General features: G+C 43.2%; 25 protein-coding genes. 6 read left to right on the top strand and 19 right to left on the bottom strand.

The features are described 5' to 3' along the window. Nucleotides 1-204 precede the first annotated feature (204 nt). Nucleotides 205-1,422: an MFS transporter gene (locus WDV75_RS03580; protein ID WP_273558747.1), complete on the bottom strand. Its 1,218-nt coding sequence runs from the start codon at nt 1,420-1,422 to the stop codon at nt 205-207. A 240-nt stretch (nt 1,423-1,662) separates the two neighbouring features. Between WDV75_RS03580 and ushA the strand changes: the two genes are divergently transcribed. Then, entirely contained in the window at nt 1,663-3,324 is a 1,662-nt protein-coding gene (ushA, locus tag WDV75_RS03575) for a bifunctional UDP-sugar hydrolase/5'-nucleotidase UshA (protein WP_273558749.1), read from the top strand. A gap of 129 nt (nt 3,325-3,453) precedes the next feature. Here ushA and WDV75_RS03570 read toward each other — a convergent pair whose 3' ends face one another. The 5 genes from WDV75_RS03570 to copA all read right to left on the bottom strand — a co-directional run bounded on the left by WDV75_RS03570 (nt 3,454) and on the right by copA (nt 8,550). Then, nucleotides 3,454-3,810 carry an acetyltransferase gene (locus WDV75_RS03570; protein WP_273558751.1) on the bottom strand — a complete coding sequence of 119 codons (357 nt, stop codon included), beginning with the start codon at nt 3,808-3,810 and terminating at the stop codon, nt 3,454-3,456. A gap of 167 nt (nt 3,811-3,977) precedes the next feature. Next, nucleotides 3,978-4,145 carry a hypothetical protein gene (locus WDV75_RS03565; protein WP_189760477.1) on the bottom strand — a complete coding sequence of 56 codons (168 nt, stop codon included), beginning with the start codon at nt 4,143-4,145 and terminating at the stop codon, nt 3,978-3,980. A 161-nt stretch (nt 4,146-4,306) separates the two neighbouring features. After that, nucleotides 4,307-4,783, bottom strand: a complete 477-nt coding sequence (ybaK, locus tag WDV75_RS03560; RefSeq protein WP_189759633.1) for a Cys-tRNA(Pro)/Cys-tRNA(Cys) deacylase YbaK — start codon at nt 4,781-4,783, stop codon at nt 4,307-4,309. Nucleotides 4,784-4,859: 76 nt separating this feature from the next. After that, a complete protein-coding gene (locus WDV75_RS03555; RefSeq protein WP_273558754.1) occupies nt 4,860-5,672 on the bottom strand; it encodes a TraB/GumN family protein in 813 nt (270 codons plus the stop codon). Nucleotides 5,673-5,802: 130 nt separating this feature from the next. Next, entirely contained in the window at nt 5,803-8,550 is a 2,748-nt protein-coding gene (gene copA, locus WDV75_RS03550; RefSeq protein WP_273558756.1) for a copper-exporting P-type ATPase CopA, read from the bottom strand. A gap of 79 nt (nt 8,551-8,629) precedes the next feature. Between copA and cueR the strand changes: the two genes are divergently transcribed. After that, complete coding sequence (gene cueR / locus WDV75_RS03545; protein WP_273558758.1) at nt 8,630-9,034, top strand: Cu(I)-responsive transcriptional regulator; 405 nt, start codon at nt 8,630-8,632, stop codon at nt 9,032-9,034. On the opposite strand, the gene WDV75_RS03540 is transcribed toward cueR, so the two are convergent. The 5 genes from WDV75_RS03540 to tesA all read right to left on the bottom strand — a co-directional run bounded on the left by WDV75_RS03540 (nt 9,025) and on the right by tesA (nt 12,916). Then, on the bottom strand, nt 9,025-9,486 hold the full coding sequence (locus WDV75_RS03540; protein WP_273558760.1) for an NfeD family protein: 462 nt from the start codon (nt 9,484-9,486) through the stop codon (nt 9,025-9,027). The two genes, cueR and WDV75_RS03540, sit on opposite strands and share 10 nt — an antisense overlap. Before the next feature lie 19 nt (nt 9,487-9,505). After that, a complete protein-coding gene (locus tag WDV75_RS03535) occupies nt 9,506-10,438 on the bottom strand; it encodes an SPFH domain-containing protein (protein WP_189759628.1) in 933 nt (310 codons plus the stop codon). A gap of 48 nt (nt 10,439-10,486) precedes the next feature. Then, nucleotides 10,487-11,365 (bottom strand): thioredoxin family protein, encoded by an 879-nt coding sequence (locus WDV75_RS03530; RefSeq protein WP_273558763.1) that lies wholly within the window; start codon nt 11,363-11,365, stop codon nt 10,487-10,489. Nucleotides 11,366-11,436: 71 nt separating this feature from the next. Beyond that, entirely contained in the window at nt 11,437-12,216 is a 780-nt protein-coding gene (locus tag WDV75_RS03525; protein WP_189759626.1) for an SDR family oxidoreductase, read from the bottom strand. Nucleotides 12,217-12,283: 67 nt separating this feature from the next. Then, on the bottom strand, nt 12,284-12,916 hold the full coding sequence (gene tesA, locus WDV75_RS03520; protein WP_273558852.1) for a multifunctional acyl-CoA thioesterase I/protease I/lysophospholipase L1: 633 nt from the start codon (nt 12,914-12,916) through the stop codon (nt 12,284-12,286). Here tesA and ybbA point away from each other — a divergent pair. Next, a complete protein-coding gene (ybbA, locus tag WDV75_RS03515) occupies nt 12,887-13,573 on the top strand; it encodes a putative ABC transporter ATP-binding protein YbbA (RefSeq protein WP_189759625.1) in 687 nt (228 codons plus the stop codon). The two genes, tesA and ybbA, sit on opposite strands and share 30 nt — an antisense overlap. Then, the gene (gene ybbP / locus WDV75_RS03510; RefSeq protein WP_273558766.1) at nt 13,570-16,002 is read left to right on the top strand and encodes a putative ABC transporter permease subunit YbbP; all 2,433 of its coding nucleotides are present in this window, start codon (nt 13,570-13,572) and stop codon (nt 16,000-16,002) included. The genes ybbA and ybbP overlap by 4 nt, the downstream gene beginning before the upstream one ends. Before the next feature lie 173 nt (nt 16,003-16,175). Here ybbP and WDV75_RS03505 read toward each other — a convergent pair whose 3' ends face one another. The 4 genes from WDV75_RS03505 to WDV75_RS03490 form a co-directional block, all read right to left on the bottom strand. Next, the gene (locus WDV75_RS03505; RefSeq protein WP_273558768.1) at nt 16,176-17,237 is read right to left on the bottom strand and encodes an LLM class flavin-dependent oxidoreductase; all 1,062 of its coding nucleotides are present in this window, start codon (nt 17,235-17,237) and stop codon (nt 16,176-16,178) included. 37 nt (nt 17,238-17,274) lie between these two features. Beyond that, entirely contained in the window at nt 17,275-18,543 is a 1,269-nt protein-coding gene (locus WDV75_RS03500; protein ID WP_273558770.1) for a CynX/NimT family MFS transporter, read from the bottom strand. 54 nt (nt 18,544-18,597) lie between these two features. Beyond that, nucleotides 18,598-19,386: an outer membrane protein OmpK gene (locus WDV75_RS03495; protein ID WP_273558772.1), complete on the bottom strand. Its 789-nt coding sequence runs from the start codon at nt 19,384-19,386 to the stop codon at nt 18,598-18,600. Nucleotides 19,387-19,805: 419 nt separating this feature from the next. After that, nucleotides 19,806-20,294 (bottom strand): hypothetical protein, encoded by a 489-nt coding sequence (locus tag WDV75_RS03490; RefSeq protein ID WP_273558774.1) that lies wholly within the window; start codon nt 20,292-20,294, stop codon nt 19,806-19,808. A 682-nt stretch (nt 20,295-20,976) separates the two neighbouring features. Here WDV75_RS03490 and WDV75_RS03485 point away from each other — a divergent pair. Then, nucleotides 20,977-21,087 (top strand): hypothetical protein, encoded by a 111-nt coding sequence (locus WDV75_RS03485; protein WP_338860691.1) that lies wholly within the window; start codon nt 20,977-20,979, stop codon nt 21,085-21,087. A gap of 62 nt (nt 21,088-21,149) precedes the next feature. Here the strand turns inward: WDV75_RS03485 and purK are convergent, their stop codons facing one another. The 4 genes from purK to ppiB form a co-directional block, all read right to left on the bottom strand. Further along, entirely contained in the window at nt 21,150-22,223 is a 1,074-nt protein-coding gene (purK, locus tag WDV75_RS03480) for a 5-(carboxyamino)imidazole ribonucleotide synthase (RefSeq protein WP_273558776.1), read from the bottom strand. Then, on the bottom strand, nt 22,220-22,744 hold the full coding sequence (purE, locus tag WDV75_RS03475) for a 5-(carboxyamino)imidazole ribonucleotide mutase (protein ID WP_223281696.1): 525 nt from the start codon (nt 22,742-22,744) through the stop codon (nt 22,220-22,222). The genes purK and purE overlap by 4 nt, the downstream gene beginning before the upstream one ends. Before the next feature lie 177 nt (nt 22,745-22,921). Beyond that, the gene (gene lpxH, locus WDV75_RS03470) at nt 22,922-23,644 is read right to left on the bottom strand and encodes a UDP-2,3-diacylglucosamine diphosphatase (RefSeq protein WP_273558778.1); all 723 of its coding nucleotides are present in this window, start codon (nt 23,642-23,644) and stop codon (nt 22,922-22,924) included. A 17-nt stretch (nt 23,645-23,661) separates the two neighbouring features. After that, nucleotides 23,662-24,156, bottom strand: a complete 495-nt coding sequence (gene ppiB, locus WDV75_RS03465) for a peptidylprolyl isomerase B (RefSeq protein WP_074019340.1) — start codon at nt 24,154-24,156, stop codon at nt 23,662-23,664. A 271-nt stretch (nt 24,157-24,427) separates the two neighbouring features. On the opposite strand from ppiB, the gene cysS reads away from it, so the two are divergent. Further along, on the top strand, nt 24,428-25,810 hold the full coding sequence (gene cysS, locus WDV75_RS03460) for a cysteine--tRNA ligase (protein ID WP_273558780.1): 1,383 nt from the start codon (nt 24,428-24,430) through the stop codon (nt 25,808-25,810). Nucleotides 25,811-25,926: the final 116 nt, after the last annotated feature.

The raw sequence follows: 25,926 nt of genomic DNA, 5'->3' as shown, positions 1-25,926 counted from the left end.
AAATTGTGTAGTTAGGTGAGGTAATAATATATTTTATAAATAATTAAAGATTACAAAAAATATATTGAGTGGCAAAAACGAGAATGATCTACATAAACATTATTTTAATGTAATTTTATGTAGATTTTGCCATCATTTACGCTAGTTTACAAAGAAGAATACTTTAATAAGTATGGTGTTTATCCAGGGTATTCCTTGTGTTTTTTACGCGTTTTTTTCTAAATTTGGCAAAAACAGCGTAAAAATACCAAGAAGTGGCAGAAAAGCACAAATTTTGTAAACCAATTCTATACTGGTTTTATCTGCGACATAGCCAAGTACGGCAGCCCCAATGCCCCCCATACCAAAGGCCAGGCCAAAGAACAAACCGGCAATCATGCCTGTTTTGCCGGGAATAAGCTCTTGAGCGTAGACTAAAATAGCAGAGAACGCAGAGGCCAATATTATACCAATAATAACCGTTAATATGCTTGTCCAGAATAAAGAGGCATAAGGTAACAGCAGGGTAAAAGGTGCCACGCCAAGAATTGAACCCCAAATGACATATTTCCGACCTATCTTATCTCCAATCGGCCCGCCAATCAGGGTACCTGCCGCTACGGCAAATAAAAAGATAAATAGGTGGATCTGGGCGTTTTGCACGGATAAGCCAAATTTTTGTATCAGGTAAAAAGTATAGTAGCTACTGATACTGGTTAGGTAAAAATACTTGGAGAAAACCAGTAACAGAAGAATGGCAAAAGAATTTATAATGGTTTTTCTCGGCAGCCTTGGCTGGCAATTAGTACGGGAAGACAGGGGGGAGATAACCCGATGCTGCATCTTGTACCATTGGCTGACTTGCAAGAGGATTACGATAGCCAACAGTGCTGCCAGGGAAAACCAACCGACGTTCCCCTTGCCATAAGGCGCAATAAAAATGGCGGCTAACAGAGGGCCTAATGAACTTCCTAAATTTCCCCCTACTTGAAATAAAGACTGCGCCAGACCATGACGTCCACCTGAAGCCATACGTGCGACTCGTGACGATTCGGGATGAAAAACGGATGATCCCGTACCAACCAATGCGGCAGCCATTAATATAATTGAAAAACTTTCAGCATAAGCTAGCAGAAGCAAACCAGATAGGGTGAATCCCATACCGATAGGCAATGAATAGGGTTGCGGATGTTTATCGGTATACAAACCGATAAGGGGTTGCAATAGAGATGCTGTTACCTGATAGGCTAGAGTTATCATCCCAACCTGAATAAAACTGAGAGTAAATTCAGATTGCAGCAGTGGATAAATCGCCAGAATCAACGATTGAATCATATCATTCAGCATATGAGATAAGCTGATGGCGCCGAGAATTGAAAAAACGGTGCGATGTTTTTTTGCTGGTGAAGTTGGAAACAAGGCTGTTTTACTTTTTTCACTCATATCTATTCGCTTATCAATGTCATTATCAACAAAGTTTATAGAGGAAATTTTTAGATTTGTTGAGTTTCTGTTTAATTTTTACACCATAATACATCTTAGATAATTAACAAAATTTTTATTTATACCTATATAATTTGGCCGTGATCTCAAAAAGGTGAAATCTTTTAAGCCGCGGCTTGAAAGGGATGAACCACGACTATCATATAACTAATAAGATTTTGAAATACATGGAGATATCCCATGAAATTATCGTTTAAAGCGTCAATTTGCGCCCTTGCAGTTTCGCTATCACTGGTACCGTTAATTGCAAACGCCTGGGAAAAAGATAAAACCTATGACATTACCATCTTACATACTAACGACCATCATGGTCATTTCTGGCATAACGATTATGGTGAGTATGGTTTGGCGGCTCAAAAAACGGTGGTAGATTCCATTCGTCAGGAGGTTGCTAAGAAAGGAGGTAGCGTATTGCTATTGTCAGGTGGTGACATTAACACCGGCGTACCAGAATCAGATATGCAAGATGCTGAACCAGATTTTAAGGGCATGAATCTGGTGGGATACGATGCGATGGCATTGGGGAACCATGAATTTGATAAGCCCTTAAATGTCTTGTTCCAGCAACAAAAATGGGCAAACTTCCCATTTCTCTCTGCCAATATTTACCAAACCAGTACAGGCAAGCGCTTGTTTAAGCCATATGTTATTTTTGATAAGCAAGGCGTGAAAATAGCGGTTCTTGGCCTGACAACTGATGACACCGCGAAAATCGGTAATCCGGCTAATTTTCCGGATGTTGAATTCCGTGTTCCTGCTGAAGAAGCCAAAAAAGTTATTGAAGAGCTGAAAAAGAATGAAAAGCCGGACGTGATTATTGCAGCAACCCACATGGGGCACTATGACGATGGTCATCATGGTACGAATGCGCCGGGAGATGTTGAAATGGCACGTAGTTTGCCTGCGGGTTATTTGAATATGATTGTGGGGGGACACTCACAAGATCCGGTGTGTATGTCTGCGGAGAATAAAAACTATAAACAAGTGGATTATGTTCCGGGTACACCTTGTTCTCCTGATCGCCAAAATGGCACATGGATTGTTCAGGCTCACGAATGGGGGAAATATGTAGGTCGGGCTGATTTTCAATTCCGTAATGGTGAATTCAAGTTAGTTCATTATCAATTGATCCCGATTAACTTAAAGAAAAAAGTAACAAAAGAAGATGGCAGTACGGAACGTGTTTACTATACCCATGAAATTAAGCAAAATCCTGAAATGCTTAAGTTGTTGACACCTTATGAAGATAAGGGCAGCAAGATCCTTAATGTGAAAATAGGCTCAGTAGATAACAAATTAGAAGGTGATCGCAGTAAAGTACGTTTCGTGCAAACGAATATGGCACACCTTGTATTAGCTGCTCAGATGGAACGGACAAACGCTGATTTTGCAGTGATGAGCGGTGGTGGGATCCGTGACTCTATTGAAGCAGGGGATATTACTTACAAGGATGTCATGAAAGTTCACCCATTTGCTAACCAACTGGTTTATGTGGACTTCAAAGGTAGCGAAGTTTTGACCTATTTAACGGCTGTTGCAAATATGGAAAAGGATTCCGGCGCTTATGGTCAGTTTTATAATGTGAGCTTCGTGAAAGAGGGTAAGAATATCAGTGAGGTAAAAATTGGTGGTAAGCCATTAGATCCAAATAAAACTTACCGCATGGCGACGTTGAACTTTAACGCGATTGGCGGAGATGGTTATCCACGGATTGATAATTTGCCTGGTTATGTTGATACAGGGTTTGTCGATGCTGAGGTATTGAAAGGATATATTGAAAAACATTCTCCATTGAAATCCTCTGATTATGAACCGAAAGGTGAAATTCGTATCAATAATTAATCCCTGAGCAATAGATTACTTTATTAGTTATTTGCATAAAAAGACCATCTGTTCTTGCAGATGGTCTTTTGCTTATTAGCAATAAGGCGTGTTATGCATAAATAAGAACGGTTGAAACTGAATAATAATTTAATGATTAAATAGCATGGTAATTAATGAATTGCTTTCTCCTTTGGTTGGTAGTTTTTCAAGTCCATTTTTTTCATATAAGGTGATAATTTTTGAATTGTTTTCGCATTCCAAAATAGTTATTCTCCCTCCTATTAATTCTTGAGCTTTTTCAATGGTGACATTGATATGAAATAAAATGTCTCTAAGGCTTATTGGGTTTTTACGTAATGAAAAATTTTTAGCTATTTGACCAATTAAATAAACTTTTAGAGAATTGGCATTTTTACTGATACCGTTAAGTTTTTTTATCTTTGTCTTCGAAATGGCAAGATTATTTGTTGATATCTCCTTAAATGTTAAAGAAAAATAAGCCAATAATAATCCTTCTTTATCTAGAATTAAATAGGTTCTTGTTGCATCAGCTTGTTCAAATCTAATTGATTTTAAATGTAAAAATGATTCTACGTCATGGTTAGGGGGACAAGAAAATGAGAGTAAATATTCTCTTGCTCTGTCACTACCAAAGGCCGCCAGAATTTTACTTAGAGTGAGAATTTTCGTTTTAATATCTCTATAGCCTCTTTTTGCTGTGCTTCAAAATCGATTGTCTCAAAATTATTTTCCCTTGGCTTCCTATTAGCCTTTCTAAGCATTTTAATTGCTTTTGGATCAGTGATAACGATGGGGCGGAAAAATGATGAAGTTGCCATCTTATTCCTCTTTTATTTAAATAAACTAAGTTAATTGAAATAGTAATTAGGGATTTCTTCGTTGTGAGGAAAGTATATCGACATTATTGTTTATCACAAGGCTCTGTTTTAAAGAAAACAGAGCCAGCTCGAAAAAATTCAGCGAGAATTGCAATTGATTTTCAAATTTTAGCAATATCAGCAAATGAACAATGAAGTAATTGACATAAATCTATGGGGGACAACTCAATATCTAAACCACGTTTACCACCCGAAATAAATAGGGTTGGTAAGGTTTGCGCCTGACTGTCAATCACGGTAGGTAGACGCTTTTTCTGTCCCAACGGGCTAATGCCACCCACTAAATAACCCGTTACCTTTTGTGCCAGTTGAGGATCGGCCATATCTGCTTTCTTGGCCTTGAAAACTTTAGCCACTTTTTTCAAATCGAGTTGCCCAGAGACAGGCGTAACGGCGACAGCAAGATGTTTAGGATCACCATTTAATGAAACCAACAATGTCTTAAAAACCTGATTGGCATCTAAACCGAGTTTTTTCACCACTTCATCACCAAAATTATGTTCATTGACATCGTGGTCATAAGGATGAAGTTTGAAATTAATTTTTTGTTTTTCCAACAAGACAACAGCGGGAGTCATATTTTTTTCCTATAAAGATCAATTTATCACTGCTTATCCGTAATGGTTGACTTTCAGAATGAAGCAGATGAAGTTGCTATATTTGCGGTTTTGCCAGCATCTGGCGTAAGTTGTTCTCACCGTGAAGGTGCAAAGCGCCCACGGTAACCAAATATTTTCCTGCTGGTAAGCTATGTAACTGTTCACTCCATTGACGGTTACGTTCAGCCATTAAGGTTTGATAAATCTCTTCGCAGAATGTCATGGGTATTACCTGATTTTGTTTCTCCGGTTTGTAATTCATCCACCAGCTAATCATGGTCTGTAAAGCACGGGCATTAGTATGCCAATGGGTGATGGTATCTTCCAATAGTGAGATCCCACCGTTTGGCAAGTTGGTGAGAAGGCTAACTTGTGCATCAGTGCCTTCCAACTCGATAATGGGTTTATTGAGTGCTTGTGCACTGTTTAGTAATTGGTAATCGATACCATATTGGGGTTGTAACCCCAAATATTGGGCTTGGGCGGCTTGTAATATCAATGCGACTTGCCATGATGGCAATGGATCCAGCAACGTGACAGGATGTTGAATTTCTCGGCAATAGTGTTGCAGACAGGCAAAATGTTCGGGAGATAAACGTTGTGATAACTCGGTCTGTTCAGGAAATATTTCTTTGAAAGGGGAATTGGCCTGTGTGATATCTGCCTCGACAATCAGAGCATCCGCTTGCTCTAGCTGTTCCAACAATACTTCAGAAAGTGGGTACATGTTCTTAGTACCCATATGAATGCTGCCAACAATATGTAACTGTTTGTTGTTATTTAAATCGATGTCAAAAGCAGGATAAGGGTAATGTCGTTGGGAATTGAGTCCCAATATTTTACTGAAATATGACAGTAATTTTCCCATATTACATCCTCCAATAGCTGGCATTGGTCGGTATGCTAACCTGTTAATCGCCAACAAGAAAGAGGGAAAAATGCGAGATAAAAAGCTAAACGGAATAGGTTTAGCTTTTTTATGGAAAAAATAAATTAGGTCAGGACTTAGGTTTGAAACGTAATAAGCGATTGGCGTTACTGACAACAGTAATAGAAGACAGTGCCATGGCCGCACCTGCAACGACAGGATTTAATAAAGTGCCCGTGAACGGGTATAAAATGCCGGCCGCAATTGGAATGCCTAAAGTATTATAGACAAATGCACCAAATAGGTTTTGTTTCATATTACGCAATGTACCGCGGGATAATTCAACTGCATCAGCAACCCCGTGCAGGCTATGGCGCATCAGGGTAATTGTTGCGGTTTCTATGGCGATATCGCTACCGCCTCCCATTGCGATGCCGACATCTGCTTGCGCCAATGCAGGGGCGTCGTTTATGCCATCGCCGACCATCGCCACTTTTCTGCCTTCTGATTGAAGTGACTGAATGGCTGCGGCTTTGCCATCAGGCAAAACACCGGCAATCACCTGGTCAATACCTGCTTCTTGGGCGATAGCATTCGCTGTGATGGGATTATCTCCGGTTAACATAACCAAACGATAGCCTTGGTGATGTAAGCGTTGCAGGGCAGAAACGGTATCCTGGCGCAAGGGATCACGGATAGAAAACAGGGCAGCGATTTTCCCATTGGCCGACAGAATAACGGGAGTAATGCCTCTTTTTGCCTGTGCCGCAATAAATGGTTTTAATTCTGCTGTTTCAATCTGATGCTGCTCAAGTAATTTTTGGTTACCCAATAACAGCGTAGCCTCTCCAATTTCTCCCTTAACACCCAGTCCTGCGAGGGTTCGGAATGTTTGCACTTCGGGTAATTTTTGCCCTTCAACCTGCAATAAAATAGCTTTTGCCAAGGGGTGATTAGAGCCATTTTCTAATGCACCAGCCCACAGTAATACTTGCTCTTCGGTGAAACCATTAAAGGTGTGGATCTCTGTGACTTGTGGCATACCTTCAGTTAAGGTTCCTGTTTTGTCAAAGACAATCGTATCCAGTTGACTGGCATGTTGCAGGGCATCAGCATCACGCACCAATACACCTAATTCGGCTGCCCGTCCCACCCCTGAGATGATGGACATGGGGGTTGCCAGCCCAAGTGCGCAAGGACAGGCGATAATCAAGACGGTTGTCATGATGACCAGTGCGTACATGATTTGTGGGGCAGGGCCGACAAAATACCAAATTGCGCCCGCAATCAGGGCGATAGCAACGACAACAGGCACGAATATTGAAGATATTTTATCGGCCAATTGGCCAATTTCGGGTTTGCTGCTTTGTGCCTGACGAACAAGTTTAATAATGCGTGCCAAGGTTGTTTGGCTGCCAACGGCATTGGCTTTAAACAATACCGTACCATCCTGGACTACAGTGCCAGCATGGACGGTATCGCCAGTTGTTTTCTGCTGGGGAATAGGTTCACCTGTCAGCATGGCTTCATCCAGCCAAACTGTACCCTGAGTAATTTCACCATCAACCGGAACACGATCTCCTGTTGTCAGGCGCAGTATCATATTGGGCATGACATCGGCCAGAGGCACTGTTTTTTCACCTTCAGAGGTAACTAGCCGCGCGGTTGGTGGCGTGAGATCCAATAATCGCTCAAGGGCCTTGGAAGAGCGTTGGCGGGCACGTTGTTCTAAGGCATGGCCGAGATTGACCAAACCAATAATCATGGCACTGGCTTCATAATAAAGATGGCGGGCTTGGGGGGGAAAAATTTCTGGCCATAAATTGACGCTTATTGAATAGAGCCATGCGACACCAGTACCCAGAGCTACGAGGGTATCCATTGTCGCACTGCCATTTTTTAGACTTTGCCACGCATTACGATAAAAATGCCCGCCTGCAAATAGCATTACAGCCAGCGTCACCAAACCAATAGTCAGCCAAATGGTGTGGTTTGCTGGTGTGAGTATCATATTGTCGCCTATCATACCCCACACCATGACAGGCAACCCAACCGCTAACGCAAGGGCCGATTGCCAGCGAAAGCGGCGCATATTGGCCTGTGCCACTTGTTGCTGACGCTCACGGCGTTCTGTTTCATCCTGAATGATTTCCGCACCATAACCGGCCTTGATGACGGCTTCCACTAAGGCATTTGGTGAGGCGTGGCCTGTGACCAATGCGCTTCTTTCCGCGAGATTGACTCTGGCATGTTCCACGCCATCAACGGATTGCAGGGCTTTTTGTACCTTACTGACACAGCTTGCACAGCTCATGCCATCCAGCAGGAGCTGAATACTGTCATTACCACTCACATCATTTTTGTTGCTGTGCTCAACAGAAACGGTTTTTACCGGAGTCGAAGATATTGCCGCTGCCAAAGACTCCGGAGTCTGTGGAACATGTATTGCCAGCGGCTCAGTTTTTGGGTACTCGGCTTCCGTTGCTAATTCAGCGTGATATCCGGCTTGTTCGACTGCATGGATTAAGGCACTGTTCTCTGCTTTACCATAGATTTTTGCAGCTTGGGTATTAACTTCTGTGGCGATAACACCTTCTACCGCGTCCAATGCCTTTTGTGTTTTATTTGCACATTTCATGCAGCTTAAACCTGACAGGCGTAATACAACATCGGGTTGGGTGGCAACAGCGGCTTGATAATCTTCGGCAACAATGGCCGCAATCAATTCATCAGGTGAAACATTACTGATAACTTTGGCATAATTGAGGTTCACATCCGTCAGCTCAACGTCGGGTATTCTTTCCAGCGCTTTTTTAACCCTGCCGACACAATGCATACAAGTCAGGCCTTGAAGTGCGAGAATGGTGGTTGTGGACATAACAATATCTCCTGATACAGAGTGATATACTTATCATTAAGGCTAAACCTTCCTGCAAGGGGAAGGTCAAGGGGAAATAATGAATATCAGTGAAATTGCCCGTAAGACCGGTTTAACCAGCAAAGCGATTCGGTTTTATGAAGAAAAAGATCTCATTACCGCACCAGGGCGGGGAGATAATGGCTATCGTCATTACCAAAAAAGGCATATTGATGAACTGATGCTTTTGCGTCAGGCAAAAGAAGTCGGATTTACGTTGGAGGAGTGTCGCGAATTGCTGCGATTATTTCGCAATCCTCACCGTCACAGTGCTGATGTAAAAATGGCAACCCTGCAAAAAGTGGCGGAAATAGAAAAAACGATGTTGGAATTGCAAAAGATAAAGGAAAAATTACTGGTATTGGTGGCTGAATGCCCAGGAGATGATGGGGCTGATTGTCCCATCATTGAGCATTTATCTGGCTGCTGTAAGCATCATGGTTGATGGAGAACCGGTTTCACCTTTAATGTGATCCCGTCGACGGCGATAACCTCAACTTCGGTATTGGCTGGAAGCTCTTGGTTACAATGAACGCGCCAACTGCCATCGGCCAGTTTGACTCGTCCAAAACCGTTTTCGGTATCCGTGATTAAACGGGTACGCATTCCAATCAACTGGTGGTTTTTCTGATTGAGCGCCTTATCACTAGTCTGACGTGGGCGATGGCGTAGCCAGCTACGCCATGCAACAGCAGAAAGCAAGGTTAAGACAGCAAACAGAGTACCTTGCAATTCCCAGCCCATAGTAGGGAAAATCCATGTGAGCAGGGCAACAACGATGGCTGCGGTTCCTGTCCACAACAGATATCCTCCCGTTCCCAGTAATTCTGCAATCAGAAGCAGGCCACCAAAACAGAGCCAGAACCAGGCTGGCTGAGCGGCGATCTGTTCAATCATAACAATTTACCCTGTATGGCTATTTATTATCTTGCTTGCTTTTCTTGCTTTCGGAAATTAATTCAGCAATACCACCAATGGCTCCCATTAAATTGCTGGCTTCCAGTGGCATCATAATCACTTTGCTGTTATTTGAGGCACCGATATTGGTGAGGGCATCGGTATATTTTTGGGCAACAAAGTAGTTAATTGCCTGCATATCACCATTTGCAATAGCGTCAGAAACCATTTTGGTTGCCCGCGCTTCTGCTTCGGCGGCACGTTCACGGGCTTCAGCCTGAAGGAAGGCTGACTGGCGCTCACCTTCTGCTTTCAAAATTTGCGACTGTTTTTCCCCTTCCGCTTTCAAAATGGCGGCCTGACGAATACCTTCCGCTTCAAGAATATCTGCGCGTTTGGTTCGTTCGGCTTTCATTTGGGCGTTCATGGCGGAGATCAACTCTTTTGGTGGACGCACATCACGGATCTCAATCCGGGTGATCTTGACGCCCCATGGGTTAGTCGCTTCATCGACGATTGCCAGCAATCGGCTGTTGATGGAATCGCGTTGGGACAGCATTTCATCCAGCTCCATTGAACCCAGCACGGTACGGAAGTTGGTCATGGTCAGGTTGATGATGGACAGTTCCAGATTGCTGACTTCATAGGCAGCACGTACGGGATCGACAACTTGGATGAAGCAGACGGCATCAATGGTGACATTGGCATTATCGCGAGAAATAACTTCCTGCGATGGAATATCCAAAACCTGTTCCATCATATTGATTTTACGACCGATACGATCAACAAATGGCATGATAATGTGCAGGCCTGGTGTTAATGTACGGGTGTAACGTCCAAAGCGCTCAACAGTCCATTGATAGCCTTGTGGAACGGTCTTGACACAGGTAAAGACGATAGCAATTGCAATAACGATTAAAATCGGTACAGCACCAAAAGAGAGTAAATCCATAACAATTCCCTTACTTAGCTAATTATGGAATATATAAATTTTCTTTACTTAATAGAGTAAAGAGTATACATGACGACGGTATTTAGATGCCAGAGCATCTCCAGTACCCAGTGCAGAGAGAATATCCATCATCGTCTTTTTCACTGCACCCTCGGCAGCGGAAAGATCCCTTTTTAGAAAACTAAATAGCAATTCCAGGGCTTCTGCATTACGGCCAACTTCGTGTAATTTGGCAGCCAGTTGTACGGCTAATTCTGCATTCTCTGGTTGAGTTGCCAACGCTTGTTGTAGTTGTCGAATCTCCGGTGAATCCGCCGCCTCTTGCTGTGACTTAAGGTATTCAAGTAATTCATTATAGTGTTCATCTTGTGCTTCTAATGGAACGGTATCCAGTATTTTTTGGGCCTCTTCAAGATGATTGAGTGAAAGATTCACTTGGGCCAGCAATAGGGTAATCTCTGTATCTTGTGGATTTTCTTGATGGATTTCTTTTAGTAAAGGCAATGCTTCCTGATTTTTACCTTCTACAAGTAGCTCGTTAATTTGCTCTAATGGCGATTTTTCCATTTGGGGCAGGAGAGTGGCAAAAAGTTTTTTGATGGCTTCATCTGTCTGGATACCCTCAAAACCCTGAACAGGGCGAGCTTCTTTTACAAACAGTACAGTAGGTAAGCTACGCACCCCAAATTGTGCAGCGATATGAAAAAGTTGGTCACAATTGACTTTAGCCAGGGTAAAGAGTCCTGCGTACTCATGGGCTATTTTATCAAGCGTGGTTTCTAATTCATGACAATGCAGGTCCTGTGGGGACCAGAAGTAGAATACGACAAGTTGGGTGAGAGAGTGCTGCACAACCTGGGCAATATTCGATTCATCAATATGAATGATAGAGGCAGTATTGTTGCTTGTATTCGCGGTTGGTTCCATGGGATTTTTCTCTGAGTCGTTGTAAGGTGATTACATGAATAAATAAGACTTGTTTGTCCGTTTTTCAATGTCTATTTACTTTGCCAGCGCAAGATCCTATCAAGCCATCGCTCAGGGAGTAGACGGCGCATCACTTTTACTCCATGAGTCAATAACGTAACCGAATAGCGTAATTTCGGGTTGGGACTTTCCAGTGCATGAATGAGTTTAGAAACGACCTCCTCAGGCATCAACGTGAAACGACGAGCAAGACTTGGGTTCTCAACCGGATGATCCTGCTGTGTTTGATTAACATTTTCCGTAAAACGGGTATGGATTGGACCAGGCTCTATCAGGCTAACTTTAATATCTGTTTTTGCCAGTTCGCCACGTAAGGCATCCGACCAGGCTTCAAGGGCATATTTACTGGCAGCATACGCCCCACGGCCAGGTGTCGAGATCAATCCCATAACAGAGCTGGTTTGGACAATCCGCCCTGCGCCATAAGCGCGTATAGCTGGCAGTAGCAGGCACGTCAGTTGATGGGTGCCAAAGAAATTGGTGGAAAACTGTTTTTCCATCTGTTCGCGGGAGATGCTTTCCAATGGGCCGTAGACACCAAACCCCCCATTATTGAATAGTCCGAATAAACGCCCGTTGGTTAATTCGATGACTTTCCTGGCTGCGCGCTCTACGCTTTCTTTATCATCTAAATCCAATTCGATGGGATCGAACCCCAACTCACGCATATGTGCCAAATCAGAGGGTTTGCGGCAAGCTGCGAGTACACGGTAGCCACGTTGGTGGAGGATTTTGGCCGCGACTAACCCGATCCCGCTAGAACACCCAGTAATAAAAATGGCTTTTTGCATAACTTTACCTATCCATCTGCATCAATTTATGGAAATAAATGATTTACTATTAAGAAATATTTTTTACTTAAGGAGAGTTGATATATGCCAACAAGGTGTTGGACATCCAATCAGCAATAAAGGGTTGTGCAGCTTGATTAGGGTGCAACCCGTCATCTTGCATCCATTCTGGTTTGATAGCAACGTGCTCCATGAAAAATGGCAGCAGAGGAATTTGGTTACGTTTAGCAAGCACAGGATAAATTTTGGCGAAGGATTCGGTATATCGCTTTCCATAATTGGGTGAAATTTGGATTTGCATTAACAGTGGTTGCGCATCGGCTTGTTTAATCAGATTGATGCCCTGTTGCAAATCTTGTTCTATGTTTTGAATGGGAAAACCACGCAGTCCATCATTAGCACCAAGCTCGATCAAAACCCATTTTGGATTGTGCTGTTTCAATAACTCAGGCAAACGTTCAAGCCCTTGCGCTACAGTATTGCCACTAATACTGCCGTTAACAATGACTGTTTTTTTGCCAGTTTGTTGCCACTGTTTTGCCATCAGTGCAGGCCATGACTGCTCAACTGGCAAACGATATCCGGCACTGAGGCTATCGCCTAATATAAGCAGGGTATCTGCCGCCACTGCTCTGGCACTGCATAGCACCAACAATAAAAGGAAAAATACATGGCTGTAGAAAGTATTCTTGAAGTTCATCATCTCACTAAACATGTCGGTCAAGGGGAACAGGTAATCAATATATTGCAAGGTATTGAGTTGGTTGTCGAGCCAGCACAGACAATTGCATTAATTGGTGAATCAGGATCAGGCAAATCAACGCTTCTGGGCATTATTGCCGGATTAGATGATGGCAGTGGAGGGGAAGTTCATCTACTGGGGCAAAATATCAGTCGCATGAATGAAGAGCAGCGTGCGCAGTTAAGGGCAGAAAATGTAGGTTTTGTTTTTCAGTCGTTTATGTTGATCCCCACATTGAATGCATTGGAGAATGTCCAGCTTCCGGCACTATTGCGTGGTGAATCGGAAAACCAAAGCCGTGAACAAGCCATTGAACTACTTGAATTATTAGGGCTAGGAAAACGCCTGAAACACATGCCAGCCCAGCTTTCGGGGGGAGAACAACAGCGGGTGGCTTTGGCGCGGGCATTCTGTACCCGTCCCAAAATTCTGTTTGCTGATGAACCAACAGGTAACCTTGATCGCCAGACAGGAGATCGCATCGCCGATTTGCTGTTTTCCCTTAATCATGATTACGCCACCACATTGATTTTAGTCACGCACGATAACCAACTGGCGGCGCGTTGCCAGCGTCGTTTACGTCTGGTAGATGGTAAATTGCGGGAGGAAGCATGATCTGGCGCTGGTTTTGGCGTGAATGGCGTACACCTTCTCTCCTGATTGTTTGGCTATCCCTGACCTTAGCGGTGGCCTGTGTACTGGCATTAGGGCGTATTAGTGATCGCATTGATCAAAGTGTGCATTATCAAAGCCGTGATTTTCTGGCGGGTGATCTTGTCTTAAGGGCTTCGTATCCTGTTGATGAAACCTGGTTGCAAAAGGCGCAAGAACAGGGGTTGACATTAAGTCGCCAGATCTCATTTTCGACTATGACATATGCAGGAGATATTCCGCAACTGGCTCAGGTGAAAGCGGCAGATGCGCGTTATCCGCTGTATGGCGAACTGGAAACCAATCCGCGTGGGTTAAAGCCGGAAAAAGGTTCTGTGTTGGTGGCACCACGATTGTTGACATTATTGGGTGTCAAGGTTGGGGATAATATTGACGTGGGGGATACCACGTTGAAGATCCGTGGAGAACTGTTGCAAGAGCCTGACAGCGGTTTCAATCCTTTTCAGATTTCTCCCCGAATTTTAATCAATATTGATGATGCCCAGGCAACCGGAGCGATTCAACCCGGCAGCCGCTTGACTTACCGTTATATGTTTGCGGGTTCTCCTGCCGCCATCCAATCATTCCAGCAATTCGTGGAGCCACAGCTAAAAGCCGATCAACGCTGGCTGACTTTGGAACAGGATAATGGTGTCATGGCACAATCTATTGAGCGTGCCCAGCAATTTTTACTGCTGTCAGCTTTGTTGACATTACTCCTTGCCGTCGCGGCGATGGCGGTTTCTATGGCGCATTATTGCCGTAGCCGACATAACCTGATTGCCATTCTGAAGACATTAGGGGCAGGGCGTTGGGCGTTGCGTCAATGGATCATTGGGCAATGGCTAGTGATATTACTGGCCTCCATAGTGGTAGGCTCCATTCTAGGTTTGGTTTTTGAGTCTGCACTGATTCGGATTTTGGCAGGAATGTTACCTAAGATGTTACCGGCTGCGGGAATGTGGCCGTGGGTATGGGCGGTAGCTGCGCTGTTTGGTATTGCCGTGTTGGTGGGGATTCGCCCTTATCGCCAACTTATGGCTACTCAGCCTTCACGGGTATTGAGAAGTGACGTAACAGCATCCATTTGGCCCTTGCGTTATTATTTGCCTGCGGTGGCATTCATCATAACGGGAGGATTAGTATTACTGGCAGGTACTCAGCCATTGTTATGGTCGCTGTTAGCGGGAGTGCCGATTGTCGCGTTGTTTCTCGCGTTATTGGGATGGGGGGGATTATGGCTATTGCGCCGTGTGACGTTCCGTCAGTTAAGCCTGCGTCTGGCAGTCAATCGGTTACTGTGTCGGCCATTTCAGACCATGACCCAATTGGCGGCATTTTCCCTGTCATTCATGTTGTTGGCCTTGCTGATTATGGCAAGGGGAGATTTATTGAACCAATGGCAACAGCAATTACCGCCGGATAGCCCTAATTATTTCCTGCTTAACATGACCCAACCACAAACTGCTCAGGTTAATGACTTATTGGCTAAATACCAGGTGGAGCCTACCGATTTTTACCCTGTAGTATTGGCACGTTTGACGGAAGTGAATGGACAATCTGCGCTGGAATGGGCGAATGAAAAACACCCTAATAGTTCTACGGTACGTCGTGAACTGAACTTAACATGGAAAGCGGAACTGCCGCCTTTTAATACCTTGATTGCGGGGACATGGCCGCCAAAACCGAACGAAGTTTCCATGGAACAAAGCGTCGCTGAGCAATTAAAAATCAGTCTTGGAGACAGGCTCACATTCACCGGAGATACTCGAACATTTCATACTACGGTAAGCAGCATTCGCAAAGTGGATTGGGAGAGCATAAATCCGAATTTCATTTTTATTTTCGCCAAAGAGACGTTGGAAAATCAGCCCAGAATGTGGTTAACCAGCTTTCATTATGAAGGTGATGGAAAGCTACTAACGGAAATTAACCGCCATTTCCCAACCATCAGCATGTTGGATATTGGTTCGATACTCAAACAAGCACAAGACATTTTGCAGCAAGTTAGCAAGGCATTAGAAGTGATGGTCGTTTTGGTGATGATTTGTGGCGGATTGCTGTTATTGGCACAAATTCAGGTCGGAATGAGCCAGCGACAACTTGAACTGGTGGTATATCGCACATTAGGGGCAAGCAAAAAACTTTTGCGTCGTACATTGTGGAGTGAATTTGCCCTGCTTGGTTTTATGGCTGGTTTGGCCGCGGCATTGGGTGCAGAAATTGCACTGTGGTTGTTACAGACTCAGGTCTTTGATTTTCCGTGGCAACCACAATGGCAGATGTGGTTTCTGCTTCCCATCATCAGTAGCTTACTGCTTTCACTATGTGGTGGCTGGTTGGGTGTCAGGTTATTACGGAGGCCAGGGCAATATCGGCGCTTGCCGGAATAATTTTCATCTCTTTGATAAACCTCGCTTAAACCAACGAGGTTTATACCAATCTAACTTCAAGATCCGTGCGATGTCTCCCCGCTTTGCGGGGGAGACATCAAGGTTTCATATCGTGTTGTAAATTGCAACTTGAAGTTTAATGTGTATATCAGCGGTCATTTGAGCAGATATTATCAGGCAAATTCTTCTCTTAACTTGGGCAGGATCTGATCGCCAAAAATCTTTAATCCTTTTATGTAATCGGGGAAAATCAACATAACGCCATCCAACTCACAAGTACGCATTAAATTTGTTATTTGCTTGTAGCAGGTATCTGGTGTACCGATGGCAGTATGAGTCATAAAGGCGTTTTGGGAGCGTTCTATCATCGCATTCGCATTGCATTTTCCATCCGTATCGACGCCAAAACTATGCATCATATTTTTGACCGCTTCCACATCCAAGCCCTGGCGATAGAACTGGGCGAGGGTTTCAGCATAGGCATCTGTTTCAGCACAAATGACGGTACACATGCAGAATGTCTTAGCGGTTGTGTTGTATTCAGCAGCGATACGCTTTGCGGTTAAACTGATATTGCGCGTTTCAGTCTCATCCTTGCCGCCGATAAAACAAACATCGGTGTGACGTACACTGAAACGCAGTCCTTGTTCGGATTGGCCGGCACAAACGAGATAAGGGTAAGGAAGGGAAAGGGGTTTGGGTTCAGAAACGCACTGTCTTAAATGAAAATAAGTGCCTTCATGATTGACTTGTTTTTCACGCCAAAGTCGTTTGATCACCTGAGTCCACTCTTCAGTCATGGCGTAACGCTGGTCATGGTTCAAACTATCATCCCATGCACCCATTTGTTCAAATTCATCTCGGAATGAACCGGAAACAATATTCAGCCCCGCACGCCCCTGACTAATATGATCCAGCGTGGCGATCATTTTGGCTGTAACTGCCGGATTATGCAGTCCGGCATGAACCGTTGCGATTAATTTTGCGCGGTGGGTCACTTCGGCAATACCCGCCATCATGGTGACGGATTCAAGCGAGCAACCCCAATGATCGGTTTCACCACCAAACCCGCGCCATTTTCCCATGGACATAATGAAATCAAGGCCAATCTGGTCGGCCAAAATAGCAGCCTCTCGGTTCTGTTTATAAGACGCATCCAGTAGTGGTGTGTTTTTGGATATGATCCACCCACCTTTGGCGATGGGTAGAAATACGCCGAACTCTTTCTTTGACATCGCTATTTCCTTGTTTCTTCGTTATTTCAGTTCATTTTTACCTTATTGAGTAAATTGGGTGTTTTCTCATTTTATGAACAGGTGGTTTCATCATTAATGTTACGACAAGAACAACAAATACGGGAATAGCAATAATCAGGAATGCAGAGGTAAAACTGCCTGAATAATCTTTGATGGTACCGGCGAAAAAAGGCGCCAGACAAGCCAGGGTGGATATCAGGTTCATGATAGAAAACAGTTCCAGATAAGGCTTGCGGCCAAAATAGTTAGCCAGCAATACACTGGATGCAAGGAAAGTCATGCCATATCCCATCCCGACACACAGTGTGAAGGCAATCAAGAATGGCCATGACGAGGCGATACTCAGTGCAATCAAGCCAAATATAATAATAGACAGGCTGATAATCAGTAACTTTTTCGGTTCTACCCACTCTCCAACAGCACCACCGGCTAAGCGGGAAAAGGCATTGATAAAAGCCATCGTGCTCAGTAATCCTGCGGCGATAGCTTCGCTAAAACCATTTTCGATAATATGAGCAACTGCAAAACTGTTGACGGTAATGCCACACCATAAAAATGCGGTATAAGTGGCAGCAATCACATAGAACTGCCATGTCCGCAGTGCTTGATGTGCAGTCCAGCGTTGTTTAGTGCGATAAATGCTGGGCGTATCCTGATTGTTATGTTTCTGGTTTACTGCTTTAGCGTGGGCGATTTCCCGCTGACCTTCCTGAAGAATAATAATCGTCAGGATGACGAAAATGGAGAGGATAATCGCGGAAATCATCCAATGCATTCGCCATGTTCCCCAAATACGAGTTGCCAGAAAGTAGATCCACGGGCCAATTACCCCACCTAGCCCACCGATTGTGAAGTAGAAACCAAACGCAAGGGATTGTTTCTCATATAGCCGTGAAATCACATAAGTGCCCGGCACTGTCGCCAGAAAAGTAAAACCGATACCCATTAAAGCCGTACCGATAAAATAGGATGAAATAGCGTATGTGTGATAAAGGTTGTAGAAACCCGCCAGAAAAATCAGCAGGCCGGTAAACAGGGTAAAACGAACGCCAATTTTACGAATAAATATCGTTGGCAGAAAACTGGATAGCCCGCAAGTCAGGCCGAGCAGTGTGAACCCTAACCCCGCTTTTGTCCAACTCCAGCCCAGTTCATTAATCATACTCGGCAGGACAACACCCAATGACGTAAAGGTTGTTGCTGTGGATAGAAAATAGACCATGCCTAAAAGTATCAGCAAAAACCACTGATAAGTACGCCCGAATTTGTCGTGTTGAATGGACATTGTGACTCCATCAAGGATATAAACGATTAAAAGCGGCACTATTTTATGTGTTTATTAGAAAAAGCTGTATCGAATAAATACACCATAGCTAAATTGATTCGTGCGAAAGTCAGGCGTATCTTTTATTTTGTACTTATTTTTGACGGGATTCACGACAATCCCAGTCCACAGATGACCGGTTTGATAGCCTAATTTTTTGCCTAAGTCATAATGCAATTCGGGTTTGAAATCGATCATTTCAGGGTTATCACCTAATCCCAGTGTATAATCGAAAGTGCCTACAATGCGGAAATCGCCCAATCGATTCCTGAAAGGAATACCGTAATCAATATGAATACGCTGATCGTTCCAGCTTCCCTTAGCATTATTTTCAAAATAAAAGATAGTGCGCAACCAACTGAACCCGCTGATTTGCCAATCAAAGCTGATACCAGGGAAATAGTCGTATCTTACGTTTTTGGTTTTGGCTATCCATTGGGCAAACAGGACATCTTTTAATGGGCCACAGGAGAGGTCATACCCTGTGATTTTGCTGGCACTGAGCCTTGGTACAAACTTATAGTAATAGGTGCTTTTGTCACCTTGGTAGTCGTGTTGTAGCGAATTTTGCCAAATACTGTAAACATACATATCGCCAATTTTGTAATCACCAAACGCTTCCACAATTGGGGAAAGGGTTTTTTGAGGGGCAACCTTATTCCCAAATTGGAAGTAAAGGCTGGTATCAATTGATTGAAAATTGACGAAGTCACTTGCCTGAGCGTAATTGGTGATGAGTAACAATAAGGCAGGAGATAAAACCATTTTAATTACATGGCCTTTCAGATTGTTGGTAAAGTGCAAGTGATTTTTCCTTTCACGTTTATGACTTGGCGATGGATAATAGCATCCTCTTAACAGGGTAATTTTGTCAAAAAAATTTTCCCTGGAAAACGAAAACAAATTGAAGATATTTTTCATCCATTTATGAATGAGATGTGGAGTGTCGGATTATTTTCCTTCCCATAGTTATAATAGAAGAATTTCGTCTGAGCGGCTCCACGCTTCATCTATCCATTCCAACACACCTTCTATGGCTAACTGGTTGAAATGCGTTGATTATATTCTTTTATATATTGGAGGATTTTAAGTAACATAATTTTATTTATACCAATCTAACTTCAAGTTGCTCATTATAAGACAACATAACACATTGTTTCTCCCCGCTTCGCGGGGAGAAACAATGTGCATCTTGAAGTTTAATGCGTATATAATTTCTTTATTCAGTTAATTTCCACAGTTAACTGTTGTTTGTGATGACTGGTTAGCCCATTTTGCTCGCAAGCCTGTTCACTGCCGTCACAAATCAATTTAATTGGGATGTTGCATTTTTGTTTTAAAAAATAGGTTCTCCAGACGCTATCTATATCATCATTATTATGGTCCATCATTATAATGCAACTGTTGTTTGTATTATAACCTTGAGAATATTCAACAGACCAATGAATAAATTTTGTCTCATTATGGCAACCACTAAATATATTATTATTATCTTCTACATCAAAGGAGATATCTTTTTGGGGTTCTAATTTAATGGGAGACGGCCCAGAACTATACATACATCCTTGAGCTATACGTTTGAAAGTGACTTTGGCTGTGTTACTATTGTTTATGAAATGCATATTATAATATGCAGAAGAAAAAGCGTTGTTTGTAAAAAACATCATGATCAAATATAAACTATATTCTGTGTGTTTTTTAATTAATTTCATTTTATTTTTCTCCATATTAATAATATGTTAATAACATGGGTGGAAACGCTGAGTGTTTAAAAATGGCCATATACCCTATGGATTTCAAAATAAATCGCAGCCCATTTCGATGCAACTTGAAAGCCGGCAGGGATATTTATATCCGATATTTTTAAGTATAGCAGGAATCAATGAAAGTAAAGCATTTAAGTTTGATTTTTTAATCGGATAAATATAATGTTTTATTTAATTTATAATTTTTTATTTATTGTTTTTTATGTGTATTTCTTATTTAAAGCAAAGCGTTATTAGAAACATATTATAAACAATATATTATGAAGTGATTTAATATAAAAATAAAACTATTATATTGAAATTAAAATGACATTCCGTATCTGATTCAGGAATAAAAAGACTCATAGTCTTGCACCAATATTTTCAGCAAATTATTTTGGTAGGAGCATTCCTGCCACCATCCGGTGTTCTTGACATTCGAAGGTATTAATTCCTTTAAAGGGTAAAAATACTGAACCTACGGTAGGTGATTGAGTCTATTGGTTCTTCGTGTCATCCACGTGAAAACTGGTGATATCGAGATGGATTGAATTGGATTTTGTGACTGAAAAAACCGGAAAATATCTGCAATAGCATTGATGAAGAAAATAAGACAATTACTTTAAACCTGATCCCGGAAACATTAAGAATGACCAATCTCAGTAAGATTAAGGTCGGTGATTTCCTTAATTATGAAATAGATCAAACGACAAGAACTATCGTGGATACACTATCTCGAACGCTATCAAGAATGCGATAATCGCTGACCGGAATGGGAAGTGGTAGTTTATTTTAATCGTTACCACTTCCTAAAATAACCGATTAACTTAATTTATCTTGTGCCCATTTAAGGCTACTTTGATATTCTGTTGGCAATAGCGAGGCTAATGTTTGCAACGTTGTTTCCAATATCCCTTTATCTGCATGGATAACATTTAAATGACCTACCTTACGTGCAGGACGAACATCTTTTTCATACCAGTGTAAACGAACCAGCGGCAAATTCAGCCATGCGGGATTCACCTCTGTGCCGATCAGATTGATCATGACGGATGGTGCAAAGATTTCTGGTTGCGGCATAGGAAGATTCAAGATCGCCCGCAGGTGAAGTTCAAACTGGCTGATAGAAGCGCCGTTTTGCGTCCAATGACCGCTATTGTGAACCCGTGGAGCCAGTTCATTGATCAGCAACTTATCACCAACAATAAAACACTCCATCGCCATAACACCAACATAATTCAGGTGATTCATGATGGTGGATAGCATCTGCTCTGCTTGCTGTTGAAATGGCTTATCGGCACTATTATCAGGTAAAGCAACACTGGTACGTAAGATACCTTCCTGATGCAAATTGTGAGTCAGAGTATAGGAGACTGATTCACCTTTGGCATTACGGGCTCCCACCAGCGAGACTTCTCCCGAAAACGGAATACCCTGTTCTACAATACATTCACCATAAATTTCAGGTGGAAGCGTTGTTTCATCACCTGGCCGGATACGCCACTGACCACGCCCGTCATAGCCCCCAGTCCGTCGCTTGACAATAATAAAATCGCCTAATTCTGCAAATAGTTGTGGCCATTGTTCGGGAGAAGAAAGCAGTTGCCACGGTGCGGTTGCCAGACCCAACGTATCCATGAGCTGTTTTTGTGGCAAACGATCCGCCAGTTGTGGAAAAATCTCACGATTGATAAAAGCCTGATGATGAGCCAGTTCGCGAGTTAATGCGGTTTCGGGCCAACGTTCAATTTCTGCGGTGATCACACTGCTTTGGTAAGGCACTGCCTCTGGTTCTGCATCTAACCCAACAGGATAAACAGCGATCCCCAACGGTTCACCGGCTTGACGCAGCATTCTGCCTAACTGACCATTTCCCAATACACAAACGGGCTTCATGCATCCTCCCGTGGATCTGGATTATCCAGAACAGCCTGGGTTTGCTCACTACGCCAATCTGATAAACGTTGAAACAGTGCACTGTCATGCAACGCCAGCACTTGCGCAGCCAGTAATGCGGCATTTGCGGCTCCAGCCTTGCCGATAGCCAGTGTACCAACAGGAATGCCCTTTGGCATTTGGACGATAGAATATAGGCTATCAACACCGCTAAGCGCAGCGCTTTGTACAGGAACCCCAAACACAGGCACTAAAGTTTTGGCTGCCAACATTCCTGGTAGATGTGCTGCCCCACCTGCGCCCGCGATAATGACATCAAAACCGTTTTCTTTCGCTTGTTCTGCAAAACGAAAAAGTTTATCTGGCGTTCGGTGTGCCGAAACAATTTCAACATGAAAAGGAATGGCGAGATCGGTCAGGATATCGGCTGCATGTTGCATGGTTGCCCAGTCACTTTTAGAACCCATGACAATGGCGACTTTGGCGTGGTTTTGGGATTCTATTTCTGTTGGAAAAGTCATTGTAGGAGTAATAGCTAGTGTGGGATCAGAGCTGGACGTCATAAATCGGATGCTCCTGTATTGGGTGTCTACCAGAACAAAGATGAAATTTCAGATGGCGGATCATATCATGCTAATAGCATGAGGAAAACGTTTGCGTCGTTTGATTTATCGATTTTTACAAAATAAACAAGTTGCTTAGAAAGAGAAGGATATCAATTCAATAGCCGTTTCTGTAACTTTGAACATCGAACCTTGCTCATGCCAGGCCCCTAATACACCGCGATGCACGGTTTTATCGCCAATCTGAATATCGTGTATTGCTGGACGATGAGTATGCCCGTGAATGATCCAATCTGTTTGATATTTATTAAAATGCTCAATAACAGCCTCTTGGTTGACATCCATAATAGACGCGGATTTTTGGCTGTTGGTATATTGGCTACCTGCTCGCATTTTGGCTGCAATTTTCAAACGGATAAATAAAGGGAGAAACAGGAATAGCCGTTGTATCCACGGAGTATGTACCCGCTTACGATATTGCTGATAGTTGATATCATCGGTGCATAGCGTATCGCCATGCAAAATCAGAATACGTTTACCATGCAACTCCAGCACTTCTTCCTGTGGAAGCAGAATCAAGCCGCTCTCTCTGGCAAAACGGGAGCCGAGCAAGAAATCACGATTGCCATGCATGAAATAACAGGGAATACCTTGTTGTTTCAGTTCATTAAGGGCCTGGGCGATTTTGGTATGCAATGGGTTGGGATCATCATCACCAATCCAGTAATCAAAAAAATCACCGAGAATATAAAGACTTTCAGCGTGGATTGCATCTTCACGTAAAAAACGCAGAAAACCGGCAGTAATTGCCGGCTCTTGTTCACTGAGATGCAAATCTGCAATAAACAGTGTACTCATGTAGCGTCTAACAGTAATTATTCGCCAACAGTGACACGTTCAATGATCACATCTTCATGTGGAACATCTTGGTGCATACCGCTGCGACCGGTGGAAACACCTTTAATTTTATCAACCACGTCCATGCCTTCAACAACTTCGGCAAATACACAGTAACCCCATCCATCCGGACGCTCTGAACGGAAGTTCAGGAAATCGTTATCGACAACGTTAATGAAGAACTGGGCAGTTGCAGAGTGCGGATCATTGGTGCGTGCCATAGCGATAGTGCCACGGCTGTTTTTCAGGCCATTGTTGGCTTCGTTTTTGACAGGAGCCTTAGTTGTTTTCTGCTTCATACCTGGTTCAAAGCCACCGCCTTGAATCATGAAGCCATTGATAACACGGTGAAAAATAGTGTTGTCATAAAAACCTTCCGAGCAGTAACTCAGGAAATTTTCAACAGTTACAGGTGCTTTATCAGCGAAGGTTTTGATTACGATATCGCCAAAGTTGGTGTGGAAAGTCACCATAATAGAAATCCTAGTAATAGTTTTGATTGACCCTGTATTTAGGGGATTCGGAACAACCGTTGTTATATCATATCTCAGATTTTGAGTCAGTATTCTGAAACATATCAGAACAAGGCGGTTTATGGCACTTGCAAAGCATTGCATATCAAGGTGAAATACTCGTCTGGCTTTTCTATATTCTCATTTATTTATCTTGCTGATAAAGAAGCCTATAATCACCCAATTCATTTGATTTTATTACACGTACATTAATTTTTACGGAAACCCACTGATGCTAAAAATTTTCAACACTCTCAGCCGTCAAAAAGAAGAATTTAAGCCGATTCACGAAGGAAAAGTGGGCATGTACGTGTGTGGTATCACCATTTATGACTTGTGTCATATTGGTCATGGCCGAACATTTATGGCATTTGATGTGATTGCTCGTTACCTGCGTTATCTGGGATATAATCTGACGTATGTCCGTAACGTCACTGACGTGGATGATAAAATTATTAAACGCGCCATCGAAAATCATGAAAGTTGTGACGATTTGACCGCACGCATGTTGGCAGAAATGCACAGCGATTTTGATGCATTGAATATCTTGCGCCCGGATTTAGAGCCTCGTGCAACGCAGCATATCCCAGAGATCATTGCCATCACAGAAGAGCTGATTAAGCGCGGGCACGCTTATGTTGCCGCTAATGGTGACGTCATGTTCTCCATCGACACCAATCCTCATTATGGCCTGCTCTCCCGCCAGGATTTGGAACAATTACAAGCGGGTGCCCGTGTTGAAGTGGCAGATGTAAAACGTAATCCGATGGATTTTGTGTTATGGAAAATGTCCAAACCAGGCGAGCCGAGCTGGGAATCTCCGTGGGGAGCAGGACGTCCGGGTTGGCATATCGAATGTTCCGCCATGAACGGCAAGACGCTGGGTCACCACTTTGATATCCACGGTGGCGGTTCTGATTTAATGTTCCCGCATCATGAAAATGAAATTGCCCAATCCACTTGTGCCCATGATGGTCCTTACGTCAATTATTGGATGCACTCCGGCATGGTCATGGTGGATAAAGAGAAGATGTCCAAGTCATTGAACAACTTCTTTACTATCCGTGATGTGCTGGAATATTACGATGCTGAGACCGTGCGTTATTTCTTGCTGTCCGGCCACTATCGCAGCCAGTTGAATTATACGGAAGAGAACCTGAAACAGGCGCGCACGTCCCTTGAACGTTTGTATACTTCTCTGCGTGGCACGGATAAATTCGCCCAACTTGCTGGTGGGGAAGCATTTGAAGCTCGTTTCGTTGAAGCAATGAACGATGATTTCAATACACCAGAAGCGTATTCAGTCTTGTTTGATATGGCGCGTGAGCTTAATCGTTTGAAGACCGAAGACATGGTTGCGGCTAATGGTCTGGCGGCAAGGTTACGTAAATTAGCAGGGATTCTTGGTCTTTTGGAACAAGATCCAGAACACTTTTTGCAAGGCGGAGCACAGGCGGACGACGATGTTGCCCGAATTGAAGCATTAATCAAACAGCGTAACGATGCCCGTAAAAACAAAGAATGGTCATTGGCTGATGCGGCGCGCGATCAGTTAAATGAAATGGGAATTGAGCTGGAAGATGGCCCACAAGGAACAACATGGCGTCGTAAATAATCGATTTTTGCTTTTTTGATCACCAGAACCGCCCCTTAGATGGGCGGTTCAGTTTTTAATGTCTTTACGCTTTTTTAGCGAGATTTTTTAGTTGTAGTTCTGGTTGTATAAATGAG

This window comes from Xenorhabdus griffiniae (assembly GCF_037265215.1).
Lineage (GTDB): Bacteria > Pseudomonadota > Gammaproteobacteria > Enterobacterales > Enterobacteriaceae > Xenorhabdus > Xenorhabdus griffiniae.
Note: the sequence above shows the minus strand (reverse complement) of the source record. Positions and strands in the feature narration are given on the sequence as shown.

What these genes read in the sequence shown, in the direction of transcription:
- WDV75_RS03580 (WP_273558747.1), bottom strand. Translation starts at nt 1,422, where the DNA reads ATGAGTGAAAAAAGTAAAACAGCCTTGTTTCCAACTTCACCAGCAAAA.
- ushA (WP_273558749.1), top strand. Translation starts at nt 1,663, where the DNA reads ATGAAATTATCGTTTAAAGCGTCAATTTGCGCCCTTGCAGTTTCGCTA.
- WDV75_RS03565 (WP_189760477.1), bottom strand. Translation starts at nt 4,145, where the DNA reads ATGGCAACTTCATCATTTTTCCGCCCCATCGTTATCACTGATCCAAAA.
- ybaK (WP_189759633.1), bottom strand. Translation starts at nt 4,783, where the DNA reads ATGACTCCCGCTGTTGTCTTGTTGGAAAAACAAAAAATTAATTTCAAA.
- WDV75_RS03555 (WP_273558754.1), bottom strand. Translation starts at nt 5,672, where the DNA reads ATGGGAAAATTACTGTCATATTTCAGTAAAATATTGGGACTCAATTCC.
- copA (WP_273558756.1), bottom strand. Translation starts at nt 8,550, where the DNA reads ATGTCCACAACCACCATTCTCGCACTTCAAGGCCTGACTTGTATGCAT.
- cueR (WP_273558758.1), top strand. Translation starts at nt 8,630, where the DNA reads ATGAATATCAGTGAAATTGCCCGTAAGACCGGTTTAACCAGCAAAGCG.
- WDV75_RS03540 (WP_273558760.1), bottom strand. Translation starts at nt 9,486, where the DNA reads ATGATTGAACAGATCGCCGCTCAGCCAGCCTGGTTCTGGCTCTGTTTT.
- WDV75_RS03535 (WP_189759628.1), bottom strand. Translation starts at nt 10,438, where the DNA reads ATGGATTTACTCTCTTTTGGTGCTGTACCGATTTTAATCGTTATTGCA.
- WDV75_RS03530 (WP_273558763.1), bottom strand. Translation starts at nt 11,365, where the DNA reads ATGGAACCAACCGCGAATACAAGCAACAATACTGCCTCTATCATTCAT.
- WDV75_RS03525 (WP_189759626.1), bottom strand. Translation starts at nt 12,216, where the DNA reads ATGCAAAAAGCCATTTTTATTACTGGGTGTTCTAGCGGGATCGGGTTA.
- ybbA (WP_189759625.1), top strand. Translation starts at nt 12,887, where the DNA reads ATGGCTGTAGAAAGTATTCTTGAAGTTCATCATCTCACTAAACATGTC.
- tesA (WP_273558852.1), bottom strand. Translation starts at nt 12,916, where the DNA reads ATGAACTTCAAGAATACTTTCTACAGCCATGTATTTTTCCTTTTATTG.
- ybbP (WP_273558766.1), top strand. Translation starts at nt 13,570, where the DNA reads ATGATCTGGCGCTGGTTTTGGCGTGAATGGCGTACACCTTCTCTCCTG.
- WDV75_RS03505 (WP_273558768.1), bottom strand. Translation starts at nt 17,237, where the DNA reads ATGTCAAAGAAAGAGTTCGGCGTATTTCTACCCATCGCCAAAGGTGGG.
- WDV75_RS03500 (WP_273558770.1), bottom strand. Translation starts at nt 18,543, where the DNA reads ATGTCCATTCAACACGACAAATTCGGGCGTACTTATCAGTGGTTTTTG.
- WDV75_RS03490 (WP_273558774.1), bottom strand. Translation starts at nt 20,294, where the DNA reads ATGAAATTAATTAAAAAACACACAGAATATAGTTTATATTTGATCATG.
- WDV75_RS03485 (WP_338860691.1), top strand. Translation starts at nt 20,977, where the DNA reads ATGACCAATCTCAGTAAGATTAAGGTCGGTGATTTCCTTAATTATGAA.
- purK (WP_273558776.1), bottom strand. Translation starts at nt 22,223, where the DNA reads ATGAAGCCCGTTTGTGTATTGGGAAATGGTCAGTTAGGCAGAATGCTG.
- purE (WP_223281696.1), bottom strand. Translation starts at nt 22,744, where the DNA reads ATGACTTTTCCAACAGAAATAGAATCCCAAAACCACGCCAAAGTCGCC.
- lpxH (WP_273558778.1), bottom strand. Translation starts at nt 23,644, where the DNA reads ATGAGTACACTGTTTATTGCAGATTTGCATCTCAGTGAACAAGAGCCG.
- ppiB (WP_074019340.1), bottom strand. Translation starts at nt 24,156, where the DNA reads ATGGTGACTTTCCACACCAACTTTGGCGATATCGTAATCAAAACCTTC.
- cysS (WP_273558780.1), top strand. Translation starts at nt 24,428, where the DNA reads ATGCTAAAAATTTTCAACACTCTCAGCCGTCAAAAAGAAGAATTTAAG.